Here is a 24,022-nt window from a genome sequence, read left to right as displayed (position 1 = left end):
TTGTATTTCATTACGTCAGAGTATAGTGAAATATTAAATTGCAAAAAATGTAAAAAAGACCCACGCTTAGCGAAGTAGTCTAACATTACGCTAAGCGTAGGAATAAATATGTTTAATATTGTTGGTTTCTTAGAAGAGATTCAAGAGCTTCATAATCAGCTTTAATTGAATTACTTTTTGGCATATCATAACTTTTTTTTAGAAAAGCTATACTCCATAACTGAAGTATGACTTGCCCCCACATCCAATATTCTTCATTACCATTATTTATTTCCTCTAATTTTTCTAACATTGACTTTAATCTTTTGTTAATATCAGGATGTATATCTCCTCCATCCCATGATTTATCAAGTAATAATATTGACCCTAAACCTAGCAAAATACTAACATTAATAGAATTATTTAGAGCAACATAATCCTTCTGGTGTCCTGAAGTAAGAACATCAAATGCATAGTTATCGGCTGAAAATTCTTCTTCAATCATCTCTTCTTTCGAAACATTTGTCCCTGATAAGTCATGTCCTAAAAAATAATGTCCGTACTCATGGGCAAGTATATAGCTCATTGCCATTACCATAAGAGCATTAGCATTTTCAACATATTTGTTTGCCCAGTTTACTGGGTTTGGCAAATCATTTGGCCATTCAAGCCATTGTTCTTTTAATAAATAACCATATTCTAACACTAAAACAGCTTCCTTTATTTTTTCTTCATTTTCTTCCTCATTTTTTTCATTGTAGAACACAACTACAGCATAGCATAAACTCCATAAATATGCCATGAAATTTTCATAAATTGTGATTTGATGATCCTCACTTATTTCTGCGATTGTTCCTATTGGTATTTTTCTATCATCATATACTATACGACTATTAATTCCATTTTGTCGATAGATTTCTACTTCTAAATGAGAAATATGTTCAGGATAGGCTTTTTGAAAATATTCTAGAATATTATATTTAAGTATATGGATTGGTAGATGTGGCATTGTCCTTTGAATGAAAAGTTATAAATACATATAAAATAATTACTAAATAAACTCAATACAGATGCCCGTATTAATATTAAGTCTTTGGAAAACTTAATATTAGTTTGATATAATTAACAACTTTTACAAAGTTGTTAATTATCCGTATCGAAAGTAAATCTAATAATATATTCATGGCTTGCCAAACAATTTATTTACTATCAAAACAACTTAAAGTCCCCAAGCTCTTCCAAGTTTCTAAACTTGGAAGCTCCAATAAACATGAGTCATCCCGAATTTTAAAATCATAAAAAAGCGGTCGAAATCAGTTTTCCGACCGTTTTTTTATGATTGATGGGCAATGAATTCCTACTGTTTGAGCGGTAGCGAGTTTAGGAATTCTTGAATTTCTTTTGTTACTTTTCTTGTTTCAAGACAAGAAAAGTAAGGACTAGATAATAATATAAGTAGAAAACCTCTCAAATTGTCTCCAAAACGCACAATTTTAGAAAAATTTGGGATGACTCATGTTTATTGTTATTACGAAGTCTAAGACTTCGTAAAGCATGGGAAGTCATCAGTTTCAAATCAAAAACCCGACGACCGAAGTCCAAATGCCTCCCCCCTATATCTCCATCAACCGCTTCAAATTATCATGAAACGAAATGCCTGTTTCTAATTTACTTCGTTTTTGGTCTTGCATTACTACCAAGTATTTCCCGTTGAAATGTTTTTCTAGTTCTTTGATTCTGGTAGCATTTACAATGCACGAGCGACTGATTCTGATAAAGCTATCAGGTAGTTTTTCGGTTAGGTTTACAATCGTGTGATTAGTGATGTATTGTTTTCCTTCAACTGTGTTTAGAAACACATATTTTTCATCTGCTTGAAAATGGGAGATTTCATGGAAGGCGATGATTAAAATCTTGTCGCCATTTTTTACGGAGATAGAATGTATTTCCCTTTTAGGTTTTATCAATTCTGAGATAGTCTGGAGACTCTCAGACGATAGTTTTACCGATTGGTTTGCTGTCAGTTTTTGTAATTTCTGAACCGTTCTATCAAGCCTTGATTTTTCGATGGGTTTCAGTAGATAATCAACCGAATTTTCTTCAAACGCTTTAATAGCGAATTGGTCGAAGGCAGTTACAAAAACTACTATCGGCATATAGGTCAATTTTGCTAACATCTCGAACCCTGAAAGGATGGGCATTTCAATGTCTAGAAAAATCAAATCTGGCTTTAAATCTTCAATGATTTCTAAGCCTTCTTGTCCGTTTAGGGCTTCACCAATGATGTCAAAAGTATCGTTATAATCATTCAATAATCGTCGCATGCGACTGATTGAAATCGGTTCGTCGTCTATGAGTATGGTTTTGAATTGCATGTTTTTGTAAGTGATTGGTAATTAGTAATTGGTGATTGGTTTTAGAGCAATATTGCTTTTCAGCTTTCATAAATATAATCAATAATTAAAATTTATGTCAGCCTTTTAGGCAAACACAAGCACTTCTAATCACTAATTACCAATCACTAATCACTTTATAATTAAAATACTGACCGCCTTCTCAGGCTGATTTTTTATGTCAATGGTTGCCTTATTTCCGTATACAATTTTTAGTTTTTCCTTAATACTCCTCAGTCCAAAACCTCCCCCGAACGACTCCCCAAAATCTGGACCGTTGTCATGAATTTTTATCAGTATATTTCCTTCTTGCACTGTAATGTTTACCTTTATCAAACCATCACTGGCTATTTTGGAGATACCGTGTTTAATCGCATTTTCAACCAAAGGCTGTAATAAAAATCTAGGGATTTTTTCATCTAAAATACTTTCATCACAATCAATCGTATAGGTTAGTCTATGTCCAAACCGTACTTCCTCGATGGTCAGGTAGGCTTTGATGATTTCCAATTCATCTGCAAACGTATGAAAACTTTCCTCAGTGCGTCCCGTCGTGTATCTGAATAGTTTTGATAATTGAATCGTCATTTCCTCCGCTTTATCGGGTTTGTCATGGATTAATCCCGCTATACTGTTTAGCGAATTATACAAAAAATGCGGGTTGATTCTAGCCTCTAGGGCATCTAGCTGTGCCTTTGATTTTAGTTTTTCCAGATTCAACAATTGGTATTCTTGTTCAGAAATCTTGCGGGTAATACTGCGCGTTTTGAGCCAATAAAAAAGATAAGACCAACTGATAATCACGGGCAAAACAAAGTAAAAGTAAATGGCCGCTGGCATATCAAACGCCCAGAGGCTCCCTGCTGCATTATGCGAACTAAGGGCTGAATGAAAGAGATTGCCAAACAGCAAAGCACAACCCATTAAGGGCATAAATTTTATGAGGTCGATAGGTGGGATTCGGCTTTCAATAAAATTCAGAAAAACATAAATAGCCGCTATTGCGGCTACGGAACTCATAAGGGTTAAATAAAAAACATCCTGATAAATATCCGAAAAATCTAAGGGTAGATTGCTGGTGGCTACCGTGAAAAATATCACACAAGTAACGGCATAACCCACCAGCAAACAAAATACCACATTAAAATAAATATTATAGTTTGGCTTCAAATGAACCGCATTTTCGGTATCTGAAAAAGGCTTAGATTCAGTAAAGGGTTCAGCGGTATTTATAGGTCTCTCCTGAAATTGCTCAGGAGTTTTTTTTTCAGTGAATTTGGGAGGCTCTTCTATTTTCGGATTATTCTGTGCCTTTGGTGGAGTATTTGGCTTGAACGTATCCTTAGCGAAATCAGCATTAAAAATGGTGATATTACCTGCCAATGTCTTGATGGTTACGTTGGCACCTCCGCCATTGAGTTTACCCCGAATATTCTGTTTGGTTTGATAGCCCGAAAAGTTTTGAAGCGGAGGCAAACGTACCCGTGATGCCGAGGCCTCTAAATCTAAGGGATGTTCAAGCGGTAACGATACTTTTATATTTCCGCCTGCCGTATCAAACCAAGCGTATTGATTAATGGCATTTACTTCTGCACGAATATTTCCGCCCTTGGTACTTGCCCCGATATTTCCATTTACATTTTTTAGGTTGATATTCCCTCCTGCCGTATTACATTCAAACCCTCCTGACACATTAAAGGCTTCAATATTGCCTCCCCAGCTTGAACAATGTATCGTTCCTTCGTGGTTTTGTACATAGATATTGCCTCCTTTGGTATCCACTTTTATATCTGCTTGGTTGCCTGCTACAAAGATATTTCCACCCATAGTAGTAGCATTTACGTTGCCTTGGCATCTTAATAAATCTATTTTTCCCCCCATGGTAGAGCCTTCAATATTACCCAAGGTTTGTTCTACCAAAATGCTTCCTCCCCATGTAGAAAAACCATGATTGCCTTCTAGTTTTTTGAGGGCAATAGTTCCGCCATAGGTTTTAGTGGTTGAATTGATGTTAGTGGGCAAATAAATCCTGAAGGAGGTCTTCTGGAAATTAAACCAGTTATAAATGTTTAGATAATTGGGCTTATTATAAATAAAGAGCGTGTCGTCTACCACGTTCATCGTAAGGTCTTGGGCATCGTAATCGAAAGTAAGCAGAGGGTCTTTGATGAGGAAAAAAGTAAACAAACTACGTACGGTAGCATATACTTCTACCTTAATGGTATTTTCATCATGACCAACCAGCTCTATATCTCCAGAGAATGTTTTGAGGTGAAGATGTTTGATTGCTTCAACTTCGTATGTTTTCGTAATAATCGGTTTATAGTTCATTTTCTAAGAAATAAAAGCACCTAACGATTAATTATGATGCAAGTTTAAATTTAATGAATTGTTTTGATTAGATTTCAGCTATTGGCTGTCAGTCGTCAGAAATCGGCTATCAATAATCGATTATTTTTCCTTTTTTGTTGATGGCTAACCAATAATTCCAAAAGCTTTTGCTTAATTGCTGATTCAAAACAACTACTGAACTACCATTTTTAGAAATGCTTTCCGATAGATTGAAGTTTTTGGGGGATAGAAAATGTTTTTGGGAGGATAAAAAAATTATTGTTCTTCCCTTTTCTATTAGCGTGTGACTTGAGTCCTACTGATTACCCATAAGTTTGTAAATTATTAATAATCAGATACTCATCTCTAGCGAGGGACTTAAGTCCCTCGCTAGAGATGAGGGCTTCAACGCTTGGTTTTAAAGACTATTTATGTACATTTAAGCTAATTTTATCAATAATAACATTTACATTTCAACTTTTTAAAAGATGAGGGTAATCAGTAGGACTTAAGTCACACGCTAAGAGAAAAGGGCAAAGCACAAATTATCTTCTTCTCAAATATTCTACAAACAACTTGCAAAATCAATTATAACGCTTACATTTGCATTCAACTTTGTTGAATAAAGGTAAACATTATAAAACAAAGTATTCAACATTGAAAATATGGCGGCAGATGAACCCAATAATATTAATATCGGAGACCGCATTCGGATATTAAGAACTAACCAAAAAAGAACCTTGCAAGAGGTAGCGGATGGAAGCGAATTGTCTAAAAGCATGATCTCGAAAATCGAGAACAATAAAACGATTCCTTCGGTGGCGGCGCTTATTAAAATTGCTAATACATTGGGGACTAATATTTCCAGTCTGCTAGAAACGGAGGCGTTTTTGAATGCCATCCTTACGACCAAACAAAAGGCAGAGGATAACCTCAGACAAACCGATAAGGGCTATTTCTTTTATCCTTTCGGACAGGAATATCACCAGAAGAAAATGCAGCCTATGCTGTTTGTGGCTAGAAAAGGGGAAGTAAAACCCCACCTATTGCACCACGAGGGCGAGGAGTTTATTTATATCATCAGTGGCGAAATGAAAATGACGGTAGGCGAAATCGACTATCACCTCAAAGCGGGAGATAGCCTATATTTCAACTGTCTGCAAAAACATGGCATTATGCCTATTACAGATGAGGTACATTATTTGGATGTATTCGTATAGACATTTACGTTAGTTTATTGGCATTTTTAAGAAGATAATTACCAACATCTCTTATCCCTAGCGAGGGACTTAAGTCCCTCGCTAGGGAAGGGATATAGGGACAGATAAATTGTTTTTCAGCATCATAATACATAAACCATATCATTAAAATATTAACATTTTTAAATCAATAACTATGCTCTTTAGAAAAACATCATTGTTGTTATTATTGGCAGCCCAGTCTGTGGGAATGTCTGTCCCAGCCTTTGCTCAGGAACAGGCCCCTGTGTCGATTCAGGTTGATTTAGCCAAAACCAAAGCGCCCATGAAACCCATCTGGGCTTGGTTTGGCTATGACGAACCCAACTATACTTATATGAAAGATGGCAAGAAATTGCTCACAGAAATCTCGCAACTTAGTAAAATACCAGTCTATGTCAGGGTACACAGCTTGCTCGTAACGGGCGATGGCACGGCGGCATTGAAGTGGGGTTCTACCAATGCTTACACCGAAGATGCCAACGGAAACCCGATTTTCGACTGGACGATTGTCGATAAAATCTTTGATACTTTCATCGAGCGTGGCATGAGCCCCATCGCTCAAATTGGCTTTATGCCCGAGGCATTGTCGAGCCACCCAACGCCTTATCGTCACCACTGGAAGCCGGGTGATAATTATAACGACATCTATACGGGCTGGGCATATCCGCCCAAAGATTATAACAAATGGGCTGAGTTGGTGTACCAATGGGTGAAACATTCGGTAGCAAAATATGGTCAGAAAGAGGTAGAAAGCTGGTATTGGGAGCTTTGGAACGAACCTAACATTGGCTACTGGAAAGGCACAACCGAAGAATATATCAAGCTATACGACTATTCGGCAGATGCTGTAAAACGTGCTTTACCATCGGCCAAAATCGGTGGACCAGAAGTAACGGGACCAGGGTGGGACAAGTCGGCTATCTTTTTGAAGACCTTTCTCGACCACGTAACCAAAGGTAAAAACTACGTAACGGGCAAGACAGGCTCGCCCTTGGATTTCATTACTTACCATGCCAAAGGCGGACCGAAAGTAGTGAGCGGTCATGTACAAATGAACATGGGTACCCAATTGCGTGACCTTGACAAAGGCTTTGAAATTGTGGCGTCGTATCCAAGCTTGAAAAAACTCCCAATTATCATCGGTGAATCTGACCCAGAAGGATGTGCGGCTTGTTCTGAAGACCTGAACCCACAAAATGCCTACCGTAATAGCACGATGTATTCAAGTTATACGGCGGCATCTTTTGCCAGAAAATACGAATTGGCAGAGGCTAGAGGTGTAAACTTGTTGGGGGCTGTTACATGGGCATTCGAGTTTGAAGACCAAGCATGGTTCCGTGGTTTCCGTGATTTAGCGACCAACGGGGTGGATAAACCCGTGCTGAATGTGTTCCGTATGTTTGGCATGATGGAGGGCAACAGAGTAGAAGTAACCCAAAATTTGGCTTATGATTTCAAGAAAGTACGTGACGAAAGCGTGCGTGGCGAGGCCGATATCAATGCGTTGGCGTCAAAAAGTATAAACTCAGCAAGCGTGATGGTCTGGAATTATCATGATGATAACGTTCCAGTGGCAGATGCTACGGTGGAGGTAGTGGTAAAAGGTTTGCCAGCATTAAAAGTACAGCTTTATCACTATCGTATTGATAAAGAAAACAGCAATGCTTATGAGGTTTGGAAAAGCATGGGGTCGCCAAAACAACCTACAGCCGAGCAAATCAAGGTATTAGAAAAAGCAGGACAATTGCAATTGTTAACCTCGCCAGAATGGATTAATACTAAAAATGGACAAGCCCTTATCAAAATGAAATTGCCTAGACAGGGGGTGTCATTTTTGAGCTTTAGGTGGTAATAAACGCTGATTGTAGGTTCAAACTCTACAACGATAATGAGCGTCACGCTCATGTTAGCATAAACATTTGATAAATTTCGAGCGAGACGCTCTTCCGCATTTAGGGTCGTAGGAGAACCTACGACCAGAGGCGGGCGTCTCTTCGAGATTAGGACTTATAAACAAAAACCCTGAAGGTCTATCTATATTTTTTATCCCTGATTAATCTAATGTTATTAAACTCAGGAAATATATGGATATCTTCTTGAGAGATAATACCCCTACGAATCCAATTCGTAACCAACGACTCTTCAGCAATATCATACTTTTTGCAATAGTTCTTGATGGTAAGCCAGTTGCTTAAATCAATTACCTTTCCTTCCGAAAGCATAAAATTCTTTGCCTCTTCAATAAGTCCCTTGGCTTGATTGAGAATATCATCAGTTTTGACATTAAGCGTTTGTACCATCGTTTTATTGGAGACTTTCACTCCCTTTTTAGTTTTTAAGTGCTTCAATGATTTGGTTTATTTTCAGAATAGCATCAAGGTATTCGTTGATTTAATCATCTGTTAGGCTTTCAAGTGCTACCTCTAATCGTTTCTTCAGATTCGCTTTTGATTCCTCCAATACTTCAATCATTTGTTGTTTTATACGGTGTATACTATTTATTTGTTGATACAAATATAAAAAATGTTCGGTAACCAAACAAGAATACTATAATCCTTTTATCCCTTCGGGATTTATTAGGATAAGTTACTATCCGAATCTGGTTATAGCTTCTCCTACATTCAAACAACAATATCCGTAGGCGGTGAATTAATTCACCGCCTAAAGATTACACAAATTGACTTTTAAGAAATAAAATTATGGTGTGTTAGTATACTCGGTTGCTGATAAAAAAAATTGTGCCTCGGTAATTAATAGGCATTTCTGGTTTGATGACTTCTGTAGCTAGGGAATAGTGCGCTAAATTCTCCTCAAAAACACTCAAGGCTTTGATTTGACACTTAGGTATGATAAATTCAGCTTGTTGTACTGTTAGTTGCATAGCCTTGGTTGTTTGTTTGGATAATATTAAAACCGTATAGTTAAGCAATTTAAAAGAACAATGATTTTGATAACTTTAATAAGCTAACCAAAGATAATTAAAGATTATCAAAAAAACAATTTTTATGGCATAAAATAAAGTATAAGTCCTACAAAATCAGGTATTTATACCTGATTTTAAAGCGTGTTATTAAGAACTGTTGATTAAAAATCTGTACTTGATAGGGAATATACGTATAAGAGTATTTTATAAGGATACGTTCAAAAAATAGTTACTTATGACTCATGATAAGAAACAATCATATGAAGCACTGTATCGTTAAAAAATATGCTGATTGTCTACATTCCCAATGATGTGTTAATTAGAGGAGCTTTTAAATGCTACTGATTACCCACATCTTTTAAAAAGTTGAAATGAAGATGTGATTATTGATAAAATTGGTTCAAATGGGCTTAAATCGTTCTTCAAACCTCACCCCCGACCCCTCTCCTTCAGAGAGGGGAGCTCTAAGCACCAAGGTATGCTCCCCTTCTCTGAAGGAGAAGGGGTTGGGGGATGAGGTTGTTAATCGTTGATTATCAATCAATTATCAACTTGTTGGTAATCAGTAGGTTTTAAATGAAAATCTAAAAGTCCTGTACATTCCTAGGGAGGGAATTAATTCCCTCCCTAGGAATGTATAGGGGCAAATAATCTCGAAAGCAAATTTTATTCCTTCAACGACGCCATATCAATCACAAAACGATAATGTACATCGCTTTTTAGCATACGCTCATAGGCCTCATTGATGTCTTGCATCTTGATGATTTCTATTTCAGACGTAATATTATGTTCACCACAGAAATCAAGCATTTCTTGCGTTTCGGCAATACCGCCGATTAACGAACCTGCAACAGACTTACGACCCATAATCATCGGAACGGTATTTAACATTGGGTCGAGTGGACCAAGATAGCCTACCAATACAATAGTGCCATTGATGCCCAACGTTGGGATATAATGATTAACGTCATGAATATACGGAACGGTGTCAATGATTAAATCAAACTTCCCTCTGGCTCCCGACATCTGACTTTTGTCTGTCGAGATAACAATCTCGTCAGCCCCCAAGTCGAAGGCATCTTGTTTTTTATCTGGAGACCTTGAAAAAAGCGTAACATTTGCCCCTAATGCCTTGGCTAGTTTGATAGCCATGTGTCCGAGACCGCCCAAGCCTATCACGGCAACGTTGCTACCTTTGGTTACTTTCCAATGTCTTAATGGCGACCACGTCGTGATGCCCGCACAAAGCAAAGGAGCTGTAGCCGCCAAATCAAGGTTTTCAGGTACTTTCAAAACGAAGTGTTCATCTACCACCACTTTTTCGGCATAACCCCCAAAAGTCTGTGTACCCAAATGTTTATCTCTGCCGTTATACGTACCCGTGAAGCCCGTCATGCAATATTGCTCTAAGTCGTGTTGGCAACTTTCACACGTTCTGCACGAGTCGACCATACAGCCTACCGCAGCAGTGTCGCCAACCTTGAATTTAGTTACTTCGCTACCTACTTTCGTTATTTTACCCACAATCTCATGCCCTGGCACGGCTGGATAAACCGTTCCTCCCCAGTCGTTGCGAGCGGTATGTAAATCGGAATGACATACGCCACAATATAGAATTTCGATTTCGATATCCTTAGCCGTTACTTCGCGACGGACTATACTTAATTGTTCTAATGATGCTTCTTTCGACTGTGCACCGTAGGCTTTTACGTTTGTTGTTTCCATTTTTTGTTGTAAATTTTTGTTCAAGACATAGCAAAATAACTTGCTTTTAATTGGTTTCAAAGGTGAAGAAAAATGTTAATGTTTAGATAATAAATGTTGGTTCGCTAAAAATGCTACGGATTCTTATGCTTATTAGCCAACATAATAGGGTCGACCTCAATAAGTTGTAACGCCTTTACCATATCCTTTGTTGAAGTTTTGTATATTTTAAAATGTGGCGTTTCGATATGTGCCTTATAGGCCTCCACGCTTGCATAAACCTCTAAAATTGTAATATGCGTAGGATTGTTCTTATCGGCTACGGCATTCAAACTCAAAACCCCCGATTCTACCCGTACAGACGTTTCGATTTCAGTCTTTAGAATAGCCTTGTAGCTTTCTAATTGAGCGGAATCTACTTCAATTTTTGCGATACGTACCATTAAATTTTTATGTTGTGCCCATGCACTTTTTGACGAAAATAGAGCTATCAATATGCCGATAGCAAGGCAGGTTTTCTTGATTTTCATAGTTCTTTTTGATGATTTTGTTAAAGTTTTTTTTTATATAGTCATAGTTTTTTGATGACTAGTCGAGATTTTCAAACTGGAGATTTTGTATTATGATAGCCAGAGAAATTTTTTATATATATCCATCTGGCATTGAAATTAAAAACTTCAGTACCTGTTTTATCTATATACTTTACCTGCTTGATATTATTTTCAATTTCCTCAATCAATAATTGACCATTGTAAAAATTTATATTGGAAATACATATTTGTTGTATATGTACTTCTATAAACTCCATTACAATTTGAATAGTATTCACTCCTGCTTTTTCCCATTTTATAGGTAATTCATTAGGAAGTTTAGCCAAATCAAAACGCAGTATTAAGCCTATTGTTTCCCCTGTTTTTATACTTAATTCATATAGATACAAATTATCTAATGGCGGTTCAATATTTTCGTATATACGACAAATGCCTTCTTTATTCTCTATGTATTTAAACCACATTTTTATATATTGTTTCTTATATAGATAATGTTACTTATTTTACGAAGTCAAAGATTTCGTGATACAACTATAAATCAGTATAATACTGATTTATAGTTGTCGATAGTTTCAAGTTGATAAACTTAGAACAGCAGAATGGTGAATTGTGTTCTGTGTGCCACAAACCACGGTGGTCAACTAAACGCAGTCGCTCGTTTCCAACGAGTGACGACTATTAAAAGGCTTCCAGCCGAAAAACAATCTCAGATTTTTCCTGATGTTTACTCATGGCATGACTTCAAGTCATGCCATGAGTATTGATAGCAGAACCGCAGCACTCTTAAATTCAATCCTATCGCTATTCCACAACACCCCCATACTCTTCTCCCGAGACAGGCTGTAGCCAAGTGACATTTACCTCATCTTTATAATTGCTAATAGCAATATGCACAAGGCGACCATCTTTGCCCGCGCCGTGCCAGTGTTCTACATTAGCAGGAATATTTACGGTATCCCCCTTTTTAATAGACTGTGCAGGCTTGCCTTTTTCCTGATAAAAACCATCGCCATCAGTAACCAGTAATATTTGTCCTGCTGGATGCGTATGCCAGTTGGTGCGAGCATTGGGTTCAAACACCACGTTGGCTACGCTATAATTGATGTCGCCACCCTTTTGTACCAACATCGTCACCCATGTAGTACCAGTAAAATAGTCTGCCGACCCTGTATCGCCCTGCGGAAAAATATGATTTGAGATGTTATTAGAAGCTGTTTCCATTTTTTTGAGATGTTTTTTTATAAGAGATTGAAAGATGTTAGACTAAAGACTTTAAGACGTTAGACTATAAGACTTAAAGACGCTAGACTAAAGACTTAAAGATACAAGACTTAATGACGTTAAACTAAAAACTTAAAGACGTTAGACAAAAGACTTTAAGTCTTATAAATCAGTAATTAACATGTTGTTAACTGATAGCCCAAAGCCGATGACCGACATCCGATGACCGATAGCCCAAAGCTCACATCACAAAGCCGATGACTGACATCCGATGACTGATAGCCCAAAGCTCACATCACAAAGCCGATGACCGACATCCGATGACCGATAGCCCAAAGCTCACATCCTAAAGCCGATGACTGACATCCGATGACTGATAGCCCAAAGCTCACATCACAAAGCCGATGACCGACATCCGATAACCGATAGCCCAAAGCTCACATCACAAAGCCGATGACTGACATCCGATGACCGATAGCCCCAAGCTCACATCCTAAAGCCGATAGCCTATTTGTCCCTACAAAATTCTCTCTTATTTTTCAAAGCTTCTTATACCAATTACAGGATTACGTACCATTATTACTGATTGAGGGATGGGCGTGATAAAAACCAACAGATTACCCTTAACTTTGATATAAGAAGAAACAATAAGGTTATGGAAAACATCATAAAATTTGATACAATAGGGCAATATAATGCCTATTATAACCACGAGACCCTCCACCCCTTGGTCAGTGTGATTGACCTTTCCAAGGGCGGTATTAAACAAAATGCCCGTATGTACTTTGGGTTTTATATCATCTATCTCAAAGACATCAAATGCGGGAATTTGCGTTACGGCTGTAATTATTATGATTATGAAGACGGCACCTTGGTATTTGTAGCACCGGGGCAGGTGATGGGTATTGAAAACAAAGAGTATTTTCAGCCCCAAGGCTATGCGTTATTGTTTCATCCCGACTTGATTCGAGGTACTTCCCTCGGGCGACATATTAATGACTATACTTTCTTTTCGTATGAAGTACACGAGGCCCTCCATTTATCCGAAAGTGAGCGTAAAATTATCTACGAATGCTTTATGAAGATAGAATCTGAGCTCAAACAGACTATCGACAAGCACAGCAAAACGTTGATTGTAGCCAATATTGACCTATTCCTTAGCTATTGTGTCCGCTATTACGATCGCCAGTTTATCACCCGTGATAATGCTAACAAGGGCATTTTAAGAAGATTTGAAACACTCTTGAACGACTATTTTGCCTCTGAAAAACCTCAGCTATTGGGTTTGCCATCGGTGGGGTATTGTGCAGAGCAACTGAATCTGTCAGCCAATTATTTTGGTGATTTAATCAAAAAAGAAACAGGGAAATCTGCCCAAGAGTATATTCAGCTAAAATTGATGGACATTGGCAAAGAGAAGATATTTGACATGAGCAAGTCTGTCAGCGAAATAGCCTATGAATTGGGTTTTAAATATCCACAACATTTCAGTCGTTCTTTTAAACAACACGTAGGCTATTCACCCAATGAATATCGCAGGTTGAATTGAAACTTGCGCAGTCGCTCGCTTCCAAGCGAGTGACGACTATTACAAGGCTTCCAGCCTAAAAATTAGATTCATGCAGGAATAATCTCGAAGGGATGGAATATTTATAGCACCAAAGCCCCTGTCCATCCTCTTCTTCGACTCCTACGGAGTCGCACAGCGTAGAAAGATGTTCGTTTGTTTTTTCTATAAACATTCCATCCCTTCGGGATTGCTCTCCGCAGTACCTCGCTTCCAAGCGAGTGACGACTATTACAAGGCTACTAGCCCTATTGATTATCAACAAGTATATAAACAATTGATAATCAACGTGTTTATTTCTAGCGAGGGACTTAAGTCCCTCGCTAGAAATAAGAGTTTCTCACCGTTGTTAGCGTTCGTTCTCCAACAACACGTGCGAAAGCAACGCACCATTTATCAAAACTATATGACGTGGCTGAGGCATAATTTGGCGGTGAAAACACCACCAAAGGCGAAAAAACCTATGACCAGAGTTGGTGACTAGTCAGAGAATCCAAATCCCGAAGGGATGAAAGGATTATAGCAAGCCGTGAAATCAGGAAACATTTAACCCTGTAGGGGTGATAGAAAGCTCTCTGTCACCCCTACAGGGTTTTGGTGATGCAATCATTTTTATTTGCTATAATCATTTCATCCCTTCGGGATTAGTTACCGCAGTCGCTCGCTTCCAAGCGAGTAAAGACTATTACAAGGGCTTCTAGTCCAAACAAGGCTGTTTATTCTTATCAGGGGACATCTCAATTCTTAACCTCTACTTCTTTTTTAAGGTTTTTCAAGATTTCCATTTTCTCGTTTCCAGTAATTTCCTGTTCCATCAAAAAATGATACACATTTTGCCCATTCGTCGCAAATGCATAGGCTTGATTCATTCTCCAACCATTTTCAGCCATGTAATTAAGCGCATCAACCATCGAATTGAATTTTTTTACCTTATTATTTTCATCTCTAATTACATTAGCTCGTCGCCAGCCAGCAGAAACTTCATCTTGTCCATAATCAATTTCAATCGACACCTTTCTCGACAAAAGTCCAGTTGTACCTACTATTTGGCAATAAACATACATTTTTTTTTCAATCTGGCTAGCGTCAGAGTCTCCTGCTGTTATTTTCAAAGAACTTTGAGCTTTAGCACAATTAATAGCGAAGAAAGTAATCAGACAAATGGTAAAGATTTTTTTCATTAGATTATCGTTTATAGTAGTTTTGGTTAAAAGGATAATATTATTTTAATACCTTTCAATCAAGTTAGCAGTTAACGTTTTAACTTACAAAACTCATCCTATAAATAACGTAAAAATACCCTAAAAAATGAGTGGTTTTACGATACTTTTCTTTCTCAGCTCGTCATGTAATAACCTTCGACAAAAAGAGGTTATCACTAGTATTCTAACAATGTAAATACTAGTAATGCCGTATTAGTTAATTGTCATTTTATCAAAAAATGACATTCTCTCGCAGTCGCTCGCTTCAAGCGAGTGACGACTATTACAAGGCTTCCAGCCTAAAATTATTTCTAGGACGCCAATAAAAGCGGAAACCCTTTTTCTTAGCTAGTGACTTAGGTCACCAGGTAAGAGAAAGGGAACTGATTACTCCACCCAACTCCTTCTCGACTATTGAAGAGCAACTTTTTTCATTGCCTTTTTCAAACTTTTCAGATTAGGATGTGTTGTTTTTAGGTTACTACTAGACGGCTTTGTAAAAGTCGTTTTATACTTGGCAAATTTAATGGCAAAGCTAAAATCTCCAAAAATATCATTGTTGATGGTATCTAAGGGATAAGGCGCAATCGTACTATAAACATGGCAACTGGTACAGGTCCTTGTTTTCTGGACGTAGCTTTCTAAGGTTGTGTTGGCAACAATCGGAACGCCACTAAACATGGCTGATGCGTTTAATTTTCTCGGTGCATTAATCGGTGTTGTGGGGTCTTTTTGAACACTTTGTGACCATATCACATCTACTAGCTGATAGTATTGCCATACCGAATTAGGATATACGTTCTTGATACTATTTTGCATTCGCTGATTTATCGGAACCGCATCGTTTACATCAATTGGGTTACTTCTTGTTATTTGGATGGGTACCGAAGCTGCCTGATTTAGATAATAAGGGGGTGATTGATTAGGCGTACACGAAACTGTCACTAACGAATCTCCCGTTTTTGTTTTTACTTTTATTTGTTGAGGAGTGCAATTCGCATTATAAAAATTATAGCCATAAGGGGGAGTGCCCACCGTCGTAGCGCTAGGGGCATTATCTACCTGCTCAAAAGTAGCCCAAACCCATGTCGGCTGGTTGGTGGTTTTGTGTAAAATATGCAATCCTACTAGGGCTACCGTTGTTGTCCTTAGTTGATTGGTCGCAGGGTCTAGTACCGTAGCACGCGACATTTTATACCTAGCCCACTGAGGTGACTGAGCATCGGTTACTTCCATCCAAGCAGCTTTTAATTCTATGGCGCCTGTTTTACCGTTATAAACTCCCTGAGGAAAATTAATGGGATGCCCTGCCTTCACAGAATCGTGCTGAGTGACGGCATTATAGTATCCTTTCTGAACCACAAAGTCGTAATAATCTTTGTTAAGCAGGATTTCATACCAGACATTCTTGCCGTTCTGACTACCCAACCAATTAGGTTTTCCCAAAGGCGCTGCTTGTTCGACATTAAAGACATTGAGGGAGTCTGAATTTTCAATCTTACTGGTAAACGTCAATAATTTTGTACTTGTTTTGTTCATCAGCATGCGTTGAGTCTTGAACTTTTTCGCATATTTATCTGACACCAACGTTCCCCAATTCGGAGGCTTAATGCCTTGGTCTTGGAACAAAACCTCTCTGGGCATATACGTTTCCCATTGTACCGCCGCCAAGTCGTAAGGCGAACCAAAACTACTACTAGCATTCACGGGCCAATTCAAGGCGATGAATTCTTGCCAAGCAAAACAATCTACCTGAGATTGATTGTTGAATGAATTCAAATCCCCTGGCACATTGTTGTTAAAATACACCTGAATGTTGTAAAGGGAACTAGTTGAATAACAAGCACATGAATCCGATGCCGCCACAAAGGAATTTGGCTGTATTTTTTGATGATTGGAAGCAATCATATTAATAAATATGATTGGAAGAATAAGTAGTAGTCCTACCTTCTTCATCTTTTTTATAGTCATATCAGGTAAGTTCATTTTATACAATGAGCCATTAAGAGCGTTATGTTGGTCGCCATACGAATGGCATGGCGACCTTGAAAATATCCTAAAACCGACAACCTACAAACTAGTAACCTTCACGATAATGCTACCCTCATTATCCGCAAAACCTTGCCCATAAGTACCATCCAAATCGTCATTGATACAGAGTAATAACTCACCCGAAAGGTTTGAAGGAATAGTAGTCCCCATGCCAATGAAAAACACCGTATCGCCTACTTTCCCGATTAAGGCACCCTCATTTTGTCCGGGCATGGTATAGCCTGCTGGGGCTGGAATATTACTCGGAGTACCGTTAGCATTATACAACTGCCCATTATTGTCTTGAGGATTGGCCGTCCATAAGCCACTCACATAAGAAATAGATAATAAGCTAGACGGCGCCACTTCTACGCCAGTGTTTTGCCATTGAATGGCTGCTTGAACCGTGATAGGTAATACCGAAAGCAACGCTGGCAAGGCTTGGCTAATCACCTGTCCTTGATTGGTAATATACACACCTGTTACTCCTGCGGAGGCATTTTCGCTCACAGAAACCGTTATGTATAAGGCATAGTTATTACTAGGCTTGCTATTCCCCGGAACGGCATAATAAACATTATTTTGTACCGCCGTCACCGTCGCTGTTACTCCCGCGTTGGTAAAGCTTACTGTTGGATAGGTTGATGGCTGTCCTTCGGTATAAGTAATAGTGCCACAGATAAGTACCATCTGTATCGAGCTTGCGCCAATAAAAACGGTTGGAGGAATAAATGTGCTATTGCTCAGCAATGAAATAGGATTATCTACTGGATTCGGAACACTGGTATTATATACCTGATTAAAATAGCTTTCGTAAAATAATTGAATTGGTTGGGCAAATGTATCGGCTGGAGTTGTGTCTCCTACGGGGTCATATCCAGCAGGTTTTGTACCTTGATAGGCACTCGCTACAATTTGCATTTTAAAGGTAGCCGCTACTTGAGAACCCCACTCGATAGGACTTCCATTAATGGTTATATCGCTTACGGTATAGCCCTTGTCGGCAGGCACTTCATACACGGCATGCAAGATAAAATTACCCGGTAGTTTTGTGCCATCCTGACTATTTAGTGTTTCCGAACCTCTGACAACTGTCCAATAAGCAGCAGCGTCGTCACCGTTGGGAGCTACATAATTGTTACCAGAAAAATCAGGTGTTTGGATATACAACCCCGGAGGGTCTGCTAAGGTTACTACATTGGCAGCCGTTACAAAACTGTTTACAGTACCGCCAATGTTAGGGTCGCTATTTCTATGTTTTTGTCCATACTGAGCATCACAAAGTAGGGCATTATAAGCACTTGATGGCCAAGACGTATTCCCAGTGCTAGGATTATTACGTTGAACAGTGGCTGCTGTAGCGAGTCCTATTTCTGTTTGTAAAGTGTTGGGCGTACTGGTAAGGTGAATGGCTCCGCCTTGTGTGTCATTTGAAACGGGACCACTATTCCATATATTAAGGGGGTTGTAAACAGGCCCTTGGGTAATGGGGTCAGTGATATTAGGCACGCTTAGGTCTGCTAAGGTGATTTGTGGTTTACCTAAAATGCTTTGATACAGTGCCAACACTTTATTAGGGTCTATCAACCATAAGCTATTCCAATATTCGGGGTTTTCACAAGTAAAATCAATTCTGGTAATTTGTCCAGCAGCGTTTCTAGTAACTGCCCATTCGCAATATTCATCTTGCCAGCCTCTAGGGCCATAAGGGAAATACGGAACGGCATTTCCTGTATCACCACATGGATTATCCGAAATCGGCGCAGGCATTACGCCTGTATCTGCCATTTGTTCTAAGGCTGTTTGAGACGCTGTTGGGTAATTATAAGCTAATCTGCCCGGAAATGCACTCCATTGCACATTAGCCGTGACACTACTTGGGTTATTCTCAACAGGGTTATAATAATTGGTCGTCGGGGGTGTATTTGTCGTATTCCACGGGTTGCTCAACATTCCTTGTTGGGTAAAACCATTGAGGTTTGCACTCCAAAGCTCATTCATCGCCTCCTGTTTTGCAGGAGTATCTGAAAAATCTTGGATGGCAGCGGGCGTTCTAAATTGAAAACCACTTGTGGTTAAATCAGTTTCAGCAACATCTGCTTGTGTTTGTAGGGTATTTTCCATAGTTTAAAAGATAAAAGGTTTTTTCGTACTCGTTTGGCTTTTCCGTAACGCCCCGTTTATTAAAGTGGTTTCAGAACTCCCCTTGTAATATTACCCTACAAATTTATCATAGTAATACTCAATAAAACAGGTCATAAATACCTGTTTTATCATCGTAAAAGCAGGTATTTATATCTGGTTTTACTATTTTAATGAACAAAAACAGTATTAAATGCTGAAATGTTGGAGGGAAGCTGTGGGGTTTTGGATGTTGGTCTTCGGCTTTCAACTCCCGTAGTTTTTTAGGCTGGAAGCCTTTTAATAGTCGTCACTCGTTAGAAGCGAGCGACTACGGGAGATGTCCATCATTTATAAAAAATTACTTATACACGTATTATACGTTGTCTGTCATGATAGTATGTAACATTTTTTATTATATTTGAACCAAATCCTTATTACTATAATAATCGTACGTATATTATCGTACCATTATTACCATACTATCTAAAACCTTTACTACTTTAATTAATGAAAATGACGCGTCTTACCACGTTTTCCAATACGTATAATGCAAGCCGACTGTTAAAAAACCTTTTGTTAGTGTACTTTTTTTCCTTTCTTTGGTTTACAGGCTTGGCACAAATATCTAGCTCACGTTTCAGGCATCTCAGCAATGACCAAGGGTTAAGTAATACCTCTGTAAATTGTATTTTTCAAGGAAGCAGGGGGTTCTTATGGTTTGGCACACGTGACGGCTTAAATAAATATGACGGTATAAAAATTACTGTCTTTAAAAATGATGAAAACAATCCTAACGCTATTAGCGACAATTTTATCAGATGTATCTATGAGAGTTCAGACCATAAAATGTGGATAGGGACATCGGGAGGACTCAATTGTTTTGACCCCGAAACTAACAAATTTGCTAGTTTCAAACACGCTGATAACAATCATAAATCTTTGTCTTCTAATGTTATTACGGGTATTACCGAGGATGCTACAGGAAAAAATCTTTGGATTAGCACAACAGATAATGGTTTAGAATTATTTAATATTAAAACCCAAGAGGTACAACATTTTAAACAACTCGGTAATGATGTTGAGCTGAATAAGATTAACTGTCTTTTAAAAGATAAAAATGGTCGATTGTGGTTAGGTACACAACGTGGACTAGTGGAATTTGACACAAAATCGCATAAGTTCATTGCCTTGTTGCCCACTAAAAACAATGCGATTACTGCCATAGAAGAAGATAATAGTGGCAATATTTTGTTGGGAACTGATAACGTAGGGATGATAAGTTATGATCCTGCTAAAAACAATTTACAAGTCTTCAATCACCTATCCGACCTTCCATATATCCCTAATAATTATATGGTATTGAGCTTGTTAGCTGACAATAAAGGAAATATCTGGATAGGGACTATCAACAATGGGTTGATTTTGTACAAACCATCTACCCAAAAGTTTTATAACTATTACCCAAAACCCGAGTTTCCATTGAGCCTTTCAAACAGTACTGTATCGGCGTTGTTTGAAGATAAACAAGGGAATTTATGGATTGGTATGCACCGCGGAGGGGTAGATTTATATGCTGATGGGGTTGATAAATTCAAACTATTTCGCAAAACCAATGAACCAAATTCTTTAAGTTATAATGATGTAAAGGCTTTTTATCAGGATAAAGATAATGATATTTGGGTAGGCACGGATGGCGGTGGACTGAACTTGTTTAACCCTAAAACAGAGAAATTTAAACATTATTTATATAACAAAAACAACCCTAAAAGCTTGTCATCAAATGCGGTACAGACTATTGCAGAAGATGCTCTGGGGAATATATGGGTAGGTACATGGGGTAGTGGCATCAGTGTGCTTAATAAAGCGACGGGCAGTTTTACGCATTTTAAAAATGACCCAAAAGTGCCAAGTTCTCTCAGTTCGAATTTCCTGCAAGATATGCACCTTGACAGCAAAGGGAATTTCTGGATTGCTACTTATTATGGAGGCATTAATTTATGGGATGCTAAAACACGTACGTTCAAGCGAATAACCACTGGGAAAAACAATACTTCTTCGTTTTCGGGCAACAATGTAGTTTCAATTGGGGAAGACCACGACGGCAATATATGGTTTGGAACAGACGACGGTGGATTAAACCGCTATAACCTAGAGAGTGGGGTATTTTCACATTATTTTAATGAACCCAACACAAAGACTGACGCTAGGGTAATTTTTGTTGATAAAAAAGGCACGGTATGGGTCGGGATGAAGGGACTGTATAAATTCGATAAGGCAGCAAACAAGTTTAATTTTATCAATACCAGAACAGATATAGACAATAATTTTGTAAAGGGAATCTTGGAAGACAACCTTAATAATTTATGGATTTCTACGTCAAATGGTCTGATTGAACTCAACCCTAAATCTTTATCGAGCAGATCATTCAATACGCGCGATGGGCTACAAAACATGGAATTTGAAGCCAATGCTTACCTACAAACCAAAGAAGGACAAATGATTTTTGGCGGTATTAAAGGCATGAATATGTTTTATCCTGCTGAGATAAAAGTAAACAAATATGTCCCTCCTGTATTTATCACCAACTTTTTGTTGTCCAATCAACTGATGGTTACTTCCGATACCTCGTCGATTGGCTTAACGAAGGATATTGGCTATACAGATGAAATAAAGCTGAACTATAAACAATCGTCTATCACTTTGAATTTTGCTGCCCTCAATTATGTATATCCTGATAGAAATCAGTACTCGTATATCTTAGAGGGACTAGACGAACGATGGTCTCCACCAAGTACTGAACACAAAGCTGTTTATAACAACCTAGCGCCTGGTCATTATACTTTTAGGGTGATTGGATCTAACAACAATGGTATCTGGAACCATAATGCCAAATCAATTGAGATTATCATTAGTCCGCCATTTTGGGATAATATTTGGCTAAGGGTGGTAGCGATTATCCTTATTTTATTGGCAGTTCATAAATTCTATACTCACCGCATCAACAAGTCTAACAAACAGAAAGTAGAACTTGAAAAGCTTGTAAAAGAGCGTACTACACAGCTTAGCGAATTGAACGACGAGCTATTTGTTAAGTCGGAAGAGCTTGCCCTTCAAGCTGAAAACTTACTGGAACTCAACACCGAACTTACGGCACAAAAAGAGCAAGAACAACAAGCCAGAGAGGAGGCGGAAAAAGCTAATCAAGCCAAAAGCGTGTTTTTGGCAACGATGAGCCATGAAATCAGAACGCCTCTCAACGGTGTAATCGGGATGGCATCATTATTAAACCAAACCAAGCTAGACGGCGAGCAACAGGAATATACCGATACGATTATCACTTGTGGCGAAAGTCTGTTAAGTGTTATCAATGATATTTTAGATTTTTCTAAGATAGAATCTGGTAAGATGGACATAGAGAAGGAAAGCTTCGACCTCCGCAGTACGATAGAAGATGTGATGGATATATTCTCACACCGAACTGCCCAAATGGGGATTGACCTTATCTATGAAATTAATCAGGATGTACCCTTGCATATCATTGGCGACTCGCTGAGATTAAAGCAAATCTTGATTAACCTGATTAATAACGCTGTTAAGTTTACCAGCAAAGGTGAAATCTTTGTGAAGGTGTACCTTCTGCCGAAGCCTATCAATGAAGAAGATATTGCCATTGGGTTTAGTGTAAAAGATACGGGGATAGGTATTCCGAAAGAAAAAATAGGGAAGCTATTCAAAGCGTTTTCACAGGTAGATTCATCTACAACCCGTAAGTATGGCGGTACAGGCTTGGGGCTGGCGATTTGTACGCGCCTAGTAGAGTTAATGGGTGGTGATGTTTCTGTAAAAAGTGAATATGGCGAAGGGTCAGTGTTTAGTTTTAGTATAGTTACTCAGATTAGTAATACGATACCAATGATTACTAATCAGTGCGACCTCAATCCAATGAGTGGTACAGTAGTATTGGTGATAGATGATAATCAGACGAATCTGACTATTTTGAAGAAACAATTGCAAAACTGGAACCTGATACCAGTGCTAGCGTCGTCGGGACAAGAAGGACTAGAGATATTTAACACCAACAAGCGTATTCAGCTAGTGATTACTGATATGGAAATGCCAGAGATGGATGGCATTGCCTTGGCTAAAGCTATCAAAGCTGTTGATGCTAATATTCCTATTGTAATGCTTAGTTCCATTGGTGACGAAAGCAAAAAGAAATACCCTAACCTCTTTACTTCTATCCTTGTAAAGCCCGTAAAACTACAACATTTGTGTAATGGTATTCAATTTTCATTAAATGGACATAGCAAAATGCCTCAAACAGAAAAACCAATCGGTAACCTAAACACCGATTTTGCAGTATCGTATCCTTTGAATATCCTTGTTGCTGAGGATAATGCTGTAAACCAGAAACTAATAGCCAGGGTTTTAAACAAACTGGGCTATGCCTGTGATATTGTAGAGAACGGATTGCTGGTATTGGAAAAGATAAAAGAAAAATCTTATGATGTAATATTAATGGATGTCCAAATGCCAGAAATGGATGGTTTTGAGGCCACTAGTATTATTAAAAGCCAGCCCGGCCCACATCCTGCCATCGTTGCCATGACGGCCAATGCCATGAGCGAAGACAGAGATATTTGTCTGCAAAAAGGCATGGACGATTATGTAGCGAAGCCTATGAAAATAGAAGAGTTGATGAATGTATTGAAGAATGTCTTTTTTGTGATGACTAATAAGGAGTTGGATAGTTAG

At 38.4% G+C, this 24,022-nt stretch carries 15 protein-coding genes; 4 read left to right on the top strand and 11 right to left on the bottom strand.

The features are described from left to right. Positions 1–112 precede the first annotated feature (112 nt). From AC1RNE_RS17825 to AC1RNE_RS17815, 3 genes are all read right to left on the bottom strand, one after another. Positions 113–988 (bottom strand): phage exclusion protein Lit family protein, encoded by an 876-nt coding sequence (locus AC1RNE_RS17825; RefSeq protein WP_492802736.1) that lies wholly within the window; start codon positions 986–988, stop codon positions 113–115. A 604-nt stretch (positions 989–1,592) separates the two neighbouring features. After that, positions 1,593–2,354, bottom strand: coding sequence for a LytR/AlgR family response regulator transcription factor (locus AC1RNE_RS17820; protein ID WP_492802734.1), 762 nt, complete (start codon positions 2,352–2,354; stop codon positions 1,593–1,595). A gap of 150 nt (positions 2,355–2,504) precedes the next feature. Beyond that, positions 2,505–4,703, bottom strand: coding sequence for a histidine kinase (locus AC1RNE_RS17815; protein WP_492802732.1), 2,199 nt, complete (start codon positions 4,701–4,703; stop codon positions 2,505–2,507). A 665-nt stretch (positions 4,704–5,368) separates the two neighbouring features. Here AC1RNE_RS17815 and AC1RNE_RS17810 point away from each other — a divergent pair. Further along, the gene (locus tag AC1RNE_RS17810) at positions 5,369–5,923 is read left to right on the top strand and encodes a helix-turn-helix domain-containing protein (RefSeq protein WP_492802730.1); all 555 of its coding nucleotides are present in this window, start codon (positions 5,369–5,371) and stop codon (positions 5,921–5,923) included. A 229-nt stretch (positions 5,924–6,152) separates the two neighbouring features. After that, entirely contained in the window at positions 6,153–7,796 is a 1,644-nt protein-coding gene (locus tag AC1RNE_RS17805) for a GH39 family glycosyl hydrolase (RefSeq protein WP_492803670.1), read from the top strand. Positions 7,797–7,974: 178 nt separating this feature from the next. On the opposite strand, the gene AC1RNE_RS17800 is transcribed toward AC1RNE_RS17805, so the two are convergent. The 5 genes from AC1RNE_RS17800 to AC1RNE_RS17780 all read right to left on the bottom strand — a co-directional run bounded on the left by AC1RNE_RS17800 (position 7,975) and on the right by AC1RNE_RS17780 (position 12,343). Beyond that, positions 7,975–8,244, bottom strand: a complete 270-nt coding sequence (locus AC1RNE_RS17800) for a hypothetical protein (protein WP_492802728.1) — start codon at positions 8,242–8,244, stop codon at positions 7,975–7,977. Positions 8,245–9,533: 1,289 nt separating this feature from the next. Continuing rightward, entirely contained in the window at positions 9,534–10,592 is a 1,059-nt protein-coding gene (locus AC1RNE_RS17795) for an NAD(P)-dependent alcohol dehydrogenase (RefSeq protein ID WP_492802726.1), read from the bottom strand. 113 nt (positions 10,593–10,705) lie between these two features. Further along, on the bottom strand, positions 10,706–11,101 hold the full coding sequence (locus AC1RNE_RS17790; protein WP_492802724.1) for a putative quinol monooxygenase: 396 nt from the start codon (positions 11,099–11,101) through the stop codon (positions 10,706–10,708). A 71-nt stretch (positions 11,102–11,172) separates the two neighbouring features. Beyond that, positions 11,173–11,586, bottom strand: a complete 414-nt coding sequence (locus AC1RNE_RS17785) for an Imm50 family immunity protein (protein WP_492802722.1) — start codon at positions 11,584–11,586, stop codon at positions 11,173–11,175. 337 nt (positions 11,587–11,923) lie between these two features. Next, on the bottom strand, positions 11,924–12,343 hold the full coding sequence (locus AC1RNE_RS17780) for a (R)-mandelonitrile lyase (protein ID WP_492802720.1): 420 nt from the start codon (positions 12,341–12,343) through the stop codon (positions 11,924–11,926). A 655-nt stretch (positions 12,344–12,998) separates the two neighbouring features. On the opposite strand from AC1RNE_RS17780, the gene AC1RNE_RS17775 reads away from it, so the two are divergent. Continuing rightward, the gene (locus tag AC1RNE_RS17775) at positions 12,999–13,892 is read left to right on the top strand and encodes a helix-turn-helix domain-containing protein (protein WP_492802718.1); all 894 of its coding nucleotides are present in this window, start codon (positions 12,999–13,001) and stop codon (positions 13,890–13,892) included. Positions 13,893–14,647: 755 nt separating this feature from the next. On the opposite strand, the gene AC1RNE_RS17770 is transcribed toward AC1RNE_RS17775, so the two are convergent. The 3 genes from AC1RNE_RS17770 to AC1RNE_RS17760 all read right to left on the bottom strand — a co-directional run bounded on the left by AC1RNE_RS17770 (position 14,648) and on the right by AC1RNE_RS17760 (position 19,267). Next, positions 14,648–15,091 (bottom strand): hypothetical protein, encoded by a 444-nt coding sequence (locus AC1RNE_RS17770; protein WP_492802716.1) that lies wholly within the window; start codon positions 15,089–15,091, stop codon positions 14,648–14,650. 432 nt (positions 15,092–15,523) lie between these two features. Further along, on the bottom strand, positions 15,524–17,068 hold the full coding sequence (locus tag AC1RNE_RS17765) for a hypothetical protein (protein WP_492802714.1): 1,545 nt from the start codon (positions 17,066–17,068) through the stop codon (positions 15,524–15,526). Between the two features lie 114 nt (positions 17,069–17,182). After that, positions 17,183–19,267 (bottom strand): DUF8225 domain-containing protein, encoded by a 2,085-nt coding sequence (locus AC1RNE_RS17760; RefSeq protein ID WP_492802712.1) that lies wholly within the window; start codon positions 19,265–19,267, stop codon positions 17,183–17,185. A 507-nt stretch (positions 19,268–19,774) separates the two neighbouring features. Between AC1RNE_RS17760 and AC1RNE_RS17755 the strand changes: the two genes are divergently transcribed. Next, positions 19,775–24,022 carry a hybrid sensor histidine kinase/response regulator gene (locus tag AC1RNE_RS17755; RefSeq protein ID WP_492802710.1) on the top strand — a complete coding sequence of 1,416 codons (4,248 nt, stop codon included), beginning with the start codon at positions 19,775–19,777 and terminating at the stop codon, positions 24,020–24,022.

This window comes from Arcicella sp. GW822-FHT02H01, from assembly GCF_058802005.1.
The sequence above is the reverse complement of the archived record's forward strand: the minus strand, read 5'-3'. Positions and strand labels throughout refer to the sequence as shown.